Annotated in this window: 5 protein-coding genes; 2 read left to right on the forward strand and 3 right to left on the reverse strand. The window is 74.7% G+C overall.

Annotated elements, in window-relative coordinates; all coding sequences use genetic code 11:
* Window positions 1-275: 275 nt before the first annotated feature.
* Entirely contained in the window at window positions 276-1,286 is a 1,011-nt protein-coding gene (gene rfbB, locus ACWENR_RS15465) for a dTDP-glucose 4,6-dehydratase (protein WP_452277651.1), read from the forward strand.
* 203 nt (window positions 1,287-1,489) lie between these two features.
* Window positions 1,490-3,562, forward strand: a complete 2,073-nt coding sequence (locus tag ACWENR_RS15470; RefSeq protein WP_452277652.1) for a heavy metal translocating P-type ATPase — start codon at window positions 1,490-1,492, stop codon at window positions 3,560-3,562.
* A gap of 63 nt (window positions 3,563-3,625) precedes the next feature.
* Here ACWENR_RS15470 and ACWENR_RS15475 read toward each other — a convergent pair whose 3' ends face one another.
* From ACWENR_RS15475 to ACWENR_RS15485, 3 genes are read right to left on the reverse strand one after another with little or no spacing between them, the layout of a single operon-like run.
* Window positions 3,626-5,272 (reverse strand): CotH kinase family protein, encoded by a 1,647-nt coding sequence (locus ACWENR_RS15475; RefSeq protein ID WP_452277653.1) that lies wholly within the window; start codon window positions 5,270-5,272, stop codon window positions 3,626-3,628.
* A complete protein-coding gene (locus ACWENR_RS15480) occupies window positions 5,272-5,949 on the reverse strand; it encodes a DUF4956 domain-containing protein (protein WP_452277654.1) in 678 nt (225 codons plus the stop codon). The genes ACWENR_RS15475 and ACWENR_RS15480 overlap by 1 nt, the downstream gene beginning before the upstream one ends.
* Before the next feature lie 4 nt (window positions 5,950-5,953).
* Window positions 5,954-6,880 (reverse strand): VTC domain-containing protein, encoded by a 927-nt coding sequence (locus tag ACWENR_RS15485; protein ID WP_452277655.1) that lies wholly within the window; start codon window positions 6,878-6,880, stop codon window positions 5,954-5,956.
* Window positions 6,881-7,016: the final 136 nt, after the last annotated feature.

Genomic DNA, 7,016 nt, shown 5'->3' on the forward strand with positions numbered 1-7,016 from the left:
ACGCCGGTTCGCGCCGCGCCCTGTGCGCTGCCCCGGAGCGCCTTGCCGTGTGCGCCGACGCCGTGTGCGCCGGGCCGTGTGCGCCGCGCCGGAACGCCGCGCCGTGTGCGCCGATGCCGTGACGTACGACCCGCCGCCCGGGTCGCCGCGCCGCCGGGCAGACTCGTCAGGGGTGACCACCCACGCGGGCCGGTCGACGGGCCGCGTCGCAGACGACGGGCCGGACGCCGCCGACGCAGGCCACCCGGGGCGGCCGGCGAGGGCAGGAGACAACAGTGAGCACGATTCTCGTCACGGGCGCGGCGGGCTTCATCGGTTCCAACTTCGTCCGGCACTGGCGCCGGGCCCACCCCCGTGACCGGGTGGTCGCCTTCGACCTGCTGACCTATTCCGGCACGCTGACCAACCTCGCCGACCTCGACGACCCGGTCACCTTCGTACGGGGCGACATCCGGGACCAGCCGACCGTGGAGCGGGTGCTGCGCGAGCACGGCGTCGACGTGGTGGTGAACTTCGCCGCCGAGTCGCACAACTCCCGGGCCGTGCTCGGCCCGACGGCCTTCTTCGAGACGAACGTGCTGGGCCCCGTCGCCCTCATGGAGGCCGTCCGGCGGGTCGGCCGCGACGGGATCCGCTTCCACCAGATCTCCACCTGCGAGGTGTACGGGGACATGGCGCTCGACGACCCCGGCGCCTTCACCGAGGAGTCGCCCTACCGGCCGCGCACCCCGTACAACGCCGCGAAGGCCGGGGGCGACCACGCGGTGCGCGCCTTCGGCCACACCTACGGGATCCCGTTCACGATCACGACCTGCGCCAACAACTACGGGCCGTACCAGTTTCCCGAGAAGGTCATCCCGCTGTTCGTCACGCACGCGCTGCGCGGGCTGCCGCTGCCGGTCTACGCCTCCAGCCGTAACCGCCGGGAGTGGCTGCACGTGGCCGACCACTGCCGGGCGGTCGAGGCGGTGCTGCTGCACGGCCGGCTGGGGGAGACGTACAACGTCGGCAGCGGCGTGGAGGTCGACGTCGAGACGCTCGCCGACGCCGTGCTCGCGGAGCTGGGCCTCGGCCCGGAGCTGAAGCGGCGGGTGCCCGACCGCCCCTCGCACGACCGCCGCTACCTGCTCGACTCCGGCAAGCTGCGGGGCGAGCTGGGCTGGGCCCCGACGATCGGGTTCGACGCCGGGCTGACCGAGACGGTCGCCTGGTACCGGCAGCACGATAGCTGGTGGCGGCCGCTGCTCGACCGCGTACAGGTGGCGGAGGAGACCGCGTGGCGGTGAGCCGGCGCTGACGCCGCCGGCTGGCGGGTGGCCCGTCGCGGTAGGCGTCCCGCCGATCGGGGCGATCGCCGGCCCGGTGACCTCCGCCTCTCCTACAGTGGTCCCTGCGGCCCCACCGAGCGCGCGCCGGACGCCCGTCCCGGGCGCCGACCGGCTGGCGGGCCGATGGCCCGGTTGGGGCGGGGCCGGAAACGGGGGTCGGAGTGTTCTCACGGCCGTTCCGCGCCGATCCCGGCCGGCCCGCCGCGCCCGGCCCGGCCGGCGGCCACGGCGGGCACGACAAGCATGCCGGACACGATCCGGAGCAGTTCCGGCGCAGGTTCTGGCTGTGCCTCGCCCTCACCGTCCCGATCGTGCTGACCAGCGACATGGTGATGGGCTGGTTCGGCTACACCCTGGATTTCCCGGGCACGGGCTGGGTCGGGCCGGTCCTCGGCTCCGTGGTCTTCTTCTACGGCGGCTGGCCGTTCCTGGTGGGAGCCGTACGGGAGGTCCGCGACCGCGCCCCCGGGATGATGCTGCTGGTGTCGATGGCGATCACCGTGGCGTACGTCGCCTCGCTGGCGACCCGGCTGGGCGCGTTCGACCTGGACTTCTGGTGGGAGCTGGCGGCGCTGGTGACCATCATGCTGCTCGGGCACTGGCAGGAGATGAAGGCGATCGGCCAGGCGCGCGGCGCCCTCGCCGCCCTGGCCGCGCTGCTGCCCGACGACGCCGAGCGGATCGGCGACGACGGCGTCGCGCGGCGCGTGCCGTTGGGGGAGCTGCGGGTGGGCGACGTGGTGCTGGTCCGCTCCGGGGGCCGGGTGCCGGCCGACGGCTCGATCGTCGACGGCGCCGCCGAGCTGGACGAGTCGATGATCACGGGGGAGTCCCGGCCGGTGCCGCGCGGTGTCGGCGACCGGGTGGTGGCCGGCACGGTGGCCACCGACTCCGCGCTGCGGGTCCGGGTCGACGCGGTCGGCGAGGACACGGCGCTGGCCGGCATCGGCCGGCTCGTCGCCGAGGCGCAGGCGTCCAGCGGCCGGGCCCAGGTCCTCGCCGACCGGTTCGCCGCGACGCTGTTCTACGTCGCCGCCGCCGCCGCGTTGGTCACCTTCGCCGCCTGGTGGGCGCTGGGCGACCCGGACCAGTCGGTGGTGCGGTCGGTCACGGTGCTGGTGATCGCCTGCCCGCACGCGCTCGGGCTGGCCATCCCGCTGGTGGTCGCCCTCTCCACGGCGGTGTCGGCCAAGGCCGGCATCCTGGTCAAGGACCGGCTCGCCCTGGAACGGATGCGCACGGTCGACGCGGTGCTGTTCGACAAGACCGGCACCCTGACCAGGGGCGCCCACACGGTCACCGCCACGGCCGCCACCGGCGGCGCCGGCGAGGACGAGGTGCTGCGGATCGCCGGGGCGGTCGAGGCCGACAGCGAGCACCCGCTCGCCCGCGCCCTGGTGGCGGTCGCGCGGGACCGGGGGCTGGCGGCGGTCGCCCGGGACTTCCGGTCCCTGCCCGGCCGGGGCGTACAGGCCGTCGTCGACGGCACCGCCTGGGCGGTCGGCGGCCCGGCCCTGGTGCGCGAGCTCGGTGCCACCGTCCCGGACGACCTCGCCGCCGTGACCCGGGACTGGTCGTCGCGGGGCGCGGCGGTGCTGCACCTCGTCCGGCTGCCGGCCACCGGCCCGCCGGCGGCGGTGGGCGCGTTCGCGCTGGAGGACGAGGTCCGCCCGGAGGCTCGCGCGGCCATCGCCGAGCTGCGCGAGCAGGGCGTGCGGACCATCGCGATGATCACCGGTGACGCCCGGCCGGTCGCCGAGGCGGTCGCCGCCGACCTGGGCTTCCGGCGGGGGATCGACGAGGTCTTCGCCGAGGTGCTTCCCGCCGACAAGGACCGGGCCGTGGCCGACCTCCAGGCGCGCGGGCTGACGGTGGCGATGGTCGGCGACGGCGTCAACGACGCCCCCGCCCTGGCCCGCGCCGACGTGGGCGTGGCGATCGGGGCCGGCACGGACGTGGCGATCGAGTCGGCCGGGGTCATCCTGGCCTCCTCCGACCCGCGCGGCGTCGCCGGCGTGCTCCGGCTGTCCCGGGCGTCGTACCGGAAGATGATCCAGAACCTGGCCTGGGCCGCCGGCTACAACGTGGTGGCGATCCCGCTGGCGGCGGGCGTCCTGGCCTGGGCCGGCGTCGCGCTCAGCCCGGCCGTGGCGGCGGTGCTGATGTCCGCCTCCACGATCGTGGTGGCGGCCAACGCGCAACTGCTGCGCCGGGTGCGGCTGACCCCGGGATAGCGCGGGCGGGCCGGCCCGGGGGAGCGGTGCCGACTTCCGGCGCCACCCGCCCGGGCCGGGCGGTCAACTTCCGGCGACGACCTGGTCGGCGGCCAGGCGGGACGTCCGCTCGCGGATCAGCGTGCGCAGCCGCTCCGCCTCGGTGCCGACCGCCTGCGCGTCGTGGCCGTCGACGGTCGACACCACCGCGGCCAGCTCGTCCACCGCGGCCAGCGCCGCGCCGCCGGCGTACGCCTGCCGGTACAGCTCCCGGTACGCCTCCTCGTAGCCGGCCTTGAACGCGGAGCTGGCCAGGAACCGCTCCTTGAGGCGGTTGCCGCCGCCGCGACCGGCGCCCGCGTCGCCACCGGGCACCGCCGCGCCGGCCGGCGGGCGCGCGCCACCCGGGACCGGTACGCCCTCGGGCGGCTGCCCGCCGGCCGGCGGCGCCCCGCCACCCATCCGGCCCGCGTCGTGCGGCCCCTGGCCGGCGTTGCCGGTGAAGGTGAGGTTGTAGTCCCAGCCGACGACGGTGAACCGCTTCGTCGCCAGGTCGTACCAGAGGTAGTAGTTGCGCCCGGGGCCCGCCATGTCGTCGAAGTTGAGCAGCAGGTTCTGCCAGGCCACGTAGCGGGCGAAGGACTCGACGTCGACGTGGTCCGCCAGGTGCGCGTCGAACTCGGCGTCGCTGCTGTCCGCCACCCAGCGCACCAGGTCGATGACCGGCTGGAGGTCCCGGCTGCCCTTGGCGGTGACCTGGCGGAAGTCGTCCTGGTAGTCGGTCGGGTCGTCGCCCTGGTCGGCGAAGCGGCCGGTGGCCAGCGCCTTGTAGAGCACCCCGTCGTCGCCGAGGTCGTCGGCGAAGGTCGCGTCCGGGTGCTCGACGACCAGCCGGGCCACGGCCGGCCGGTCGTTGACCACGAACCGGGTGTACGCGTAGCCCGGCGCCGCCTCCCCGGCGTCGGCGAGCAGGCGCAGGGAGACCGCCTCGTTGAGCACGGTCGAGCCGCCGCCCATGCCGCCGACGCGGACGGCGATCTCCCGGTGCCCCTGGTACCGGCGGCCCGCCACGAACTCGTCGAACCGGATCAGCCACGGCAGCGTCTCCGGCTCCTCGGCCTTGAGCGAGGTACGCCCGCCGCCGCCCTGCGGCGCCCCGCCGGCGGCCGGACCGCCACCCTGCGGCGCCCCACCGGCGGCCGGACCGCCACCCTGTGGTGCCCCGGCCGGTCGACCGGCGTCGCCCCGGCCCGGCCGGCCCACCCCGGCGTCGCCCCCGGCGGCCGGGCCGCCCTGCCCGCCGGGCCGGCCGCCGATGGACTCGCCGCCGCGGGTCATCCCGGCCAGGGTCGAGTTGCCCTTGAGGCGGATCCCCACGCTCGGGATCGTGGTGCCGTCGATGGTCAGGTCGGCCTCGACGTACTCCTTCTCGCCCTCCTTGGCGAACGCGTCGACCATTCGCTCGTAGTCCGCGTCGCGGAACGTCAGCGAGATGTCGTGCGCGACCGTCGCGTCGAACAGCGCCCGCGAGCCGGCGATGTCGTGGGTGACCTCGTCGCCGCCGCGACCGCCGCCGCCGGTGACGTACGGCTGCACCCGCACCGTGCTGAACACCACCGTCAGGACGGTCAGGAACGCGACGCAGCCGGCCAGCAGCCTCCAGTGCTGCCGGACGCGGACCGGGACCCGGCGCAGCAGGCGGCGCCCCGGGCCGGCGGCGGGCGCCGGCATCACAGGTCCGTCTGGTCGTAGCCGGTCAGCACCGTCACCCGCTGGCCGGACGTGCGCTCGCTGAGGGCCGCGACCAGTTCGCCCGGCTCGCGGCCCTTGCGCAGGCGCACCGTGTACATGATCTCGGTCAGCGCGCCGCCGCGGATCGTCTCCATGCTGACCAGCTCGAACTCGCTGGTGAGGCGGATCAGCACGTCCTGGATGGCCTCCGTGTGGCCGCCGTCCGGCGGGACCTGCACCTTGACCACCTGCCGCTGCACCTGGGAGGCGAACCAGTTGAAGCGGTACATCACGAGGATCACCAGTCCGATCGCGACGGCCGCGACGACGGCGAGGGTGTAGAAGCGGGTGCCGCAGGCCATGCCGACGCCCATGACCAGGAAGATGAAGCCGACGTCGCGGGTCTCCTTGATCGCGTTGCGGAAGCGCACCACGGACAGCGCGCCGACCAGCGCGAAGGCGCGGGCGATGTTCGACCCGACCACCAGCATGATCAGCGAGATCAGCATGCCGAGGACGACGAGCGTCTGCACGTACGACTGGCTGTACGACACGTTGCGGTGGGTGAACCGGTAGACCCAGCCTATCGCCGCGCTGAGCACGAAGGACAGCGACAGGGCGACGGCGATGTCGGCGACGCTGAAGGTGCCGGACAGGTCCTGGAAGGTGAAGTCCATGGTGCTAGGCCTCGCTCGTGACGGTGGGGACGTGGGACGAAAGGCCGGCGGCGGGATCGTCGTCGGCGACGTGGAAGACGGATCGGGGCGCCCGGCCGAACGCCTCGACGCTCTGGCAGTACTTGGACATCCGGACGACCGACATGTCGGAGCGGACGGCCAGGTCGGTGAGCCAGTGCGGCACCCGCTCGTTGGCCTTGACCTCCACCACCGTCAGCTTCGCCGGCACGATCAGCCGGTTCTCGGCGTCGGCGCCCAGGTGGAAGTCGCGGTCGCGGCCCCGGACCCGGTGGTCGAGGGTGACGCGCAGCCCGACGTCGGCGTCGCGCCCGACGAACGCCTCCCGCTGGTAGCCGGTCATCGCGACCGGCCGCAGGTCGAGGCCGGCGACCAGTTCGAGCACCTCCTCGACGAAGGCGGGCGGGCAGCCGTCGTGGTCGACCGGCACCCGGCGGTCGCACAGCTCACGGGCGAGCCGGTACGGCAGGGCGATCCGGCGCTTCTGGGTGACCCGGTTGACCCGCTGCTTGATCTCGACGTACACCGTGGTGTCGTCGGTGACGGCGAAGCGGTCGCCGTAGTGGCGGATCCGCAGCTTGCGGCGGAACCTCAGGCCCTCGATCTTCTCCCAGTAGAAGCGGAGCCCGGTGGTGTCGTAGTAGACGCTCCAGACGCCGTACCCGCCGGTGTCGCCGTGGCTGTCCCGCTCCATCCGGGCCGCGAACTCGTCCCGCAGGGCCCGCGCGGTGGCGTCGTCCACCAGGTACTTGATCTCGTACCGGTTGAAGGCGTGCAGCCTGCTCGGCGCCCGCAGGGCGTGCCCGGCCCGCTCGGCGTCCCCGCCCGCCGGCGGCGGGCCGCCCGGATCCGGGGGTTCCCTCCCAACGACACCGGCGGACGGCAGGGGACGGGCACGGAGCGGAAAGGGCATGGTGGCAGCCGATCTCGGACAGGTGGACGAGGTCAGGCGCCAGCCAAACCGGCCCACCTGTGCGCGGGATGTGGATGCCGTATGAATTCGGGGTGAACGCGCCGGCGCCCGCCGGCCCCAGAGCGGGGCCGGCGGG

The organism is Micromonospora sp. NPDC004336 (genome assembly GCF_053602615.1).

Coding starts and splice junctions, on each gene's coding strand:
- ACWENR_RS15485 (WP_452277655.1), bottom strand. CDS start 6,880: ATGCCCTTTCCGCTCCGTGCCCGTCCCCTGCCGTCCGCCGGTGTCGTT.
- ACWENR_RS15475 (WP_452277653.1), bottom strand. CDS start 5,272: ATGCCGGCGCCCGCCGCCGGCCCGGGGCGCCGCCTGCTGCGCCGGGTC.
- ACWENR_RS15480 (WP_452277654.1), bottom strand. CDS start 5,949: ATGGACTTCACCTTCCAGGACCTGTCCGGCACCTTCAGCGTCGCCGAC.